The sequence below is a fragment of the Bartonella sp. CR84HXZ genome, assembly GCF_042194535.1.
In the GTDB taxonomy this organism is placed as follows: domain Bacteria; phylum Pseudomonadota; class Alphaproteobacteria; order Rhizobiales; family Rhizobiaceae; genus Bartonella; species Bartonella grahamii.
Window position 1 is genome coordinate 1 of the sequence record NZ_JBHIMY010000111.1, and the last position, 821, is coordinate 821.

Sequence of the window (821 nt, forward strand, 5' to 3'; positions counted from 1 at the left end):
AATCCGAATGCAAGGAATCCCTACTCTTCTGCTGGTGGGTTGTATCAATTTATCGATAGCACCGCCAAACAATATGGTTTGCAGGATCGTTTTGACCCCATGCAAGCGGCAGATGCCATGGGGCGGTTGACACTTGATAATCGCAATCATTTAAGCCGTCTGTTGGGAAGAGCGCCTAGTGAAGCGGAATTGTATTTAGCACATCAACAAGGGGCAGGAGGAGCCGCGCGGCTTCTTCAAAATCCCCATGCCAATGCGGCGCAAATTGTTGGGAGCAATGCGGTTGGCTTGAATGGTGGTAACAGTAGCATGCGCGCCGGTGATTTTGTTAACCGTGTATTACAGATGTACGGAGGGCAGCCTTATAGAGCAAGCCCTGTAGCGCAGGGTGGCATTAGAAATAGAGACAACTTGTTAGAGGTTTTAAGGGCATTATTAGCATCACAAGAAGAGGCTTCGGAAGAAGAAGAGAGTGATGATGATAATCCTTTGATGACGCAATTCATGCGGGCGTTTTACGGACCGTTTTACCGGAATTAGGATTTATGAGAGATGTCAACGATCTATGATTGGTCGCTTAGAGCGGCGGATAATACGCGCGTAGATGATTTGATTGATTGGTCCGAAGGACAGCATCCTAGCAGTGTGAACACGAGCGCCCGTGTGATGATGCAGCGCGTAAAGGAATACTTGTCAGACACGGGTGGAGAGCTTGAAGGCATTGTTACAAATGATCATGTCCAACAAACGAGTGTGATAAGACTTGCAAGCACTTCACAGTTTTTAGAGTATAAGAATGGTATCGTTTTGCGCTTTATGGC

General features: G+C 47.1%; 1 protein-coding gene and 1 pseudogene. Both read left to right on the top strand.

All coding sequences use genetic code 11. From position 1 onward, the window contains the following. On the top strand, positions 1 to 540 hold a 540-nt coding region (locus tag ACFIKD_RS09655), incomplete at its 5' end, for a lytic transglycosylase (RefSeq protein WP_375647938.1). 12 nt (positions 541 to 552) lie between these two features. Continuing rightward, positions 553 to 821, top strand: a pseudogene (locus ACFIKD_RS09660) (phage tail protein); the annotation flags it as partial.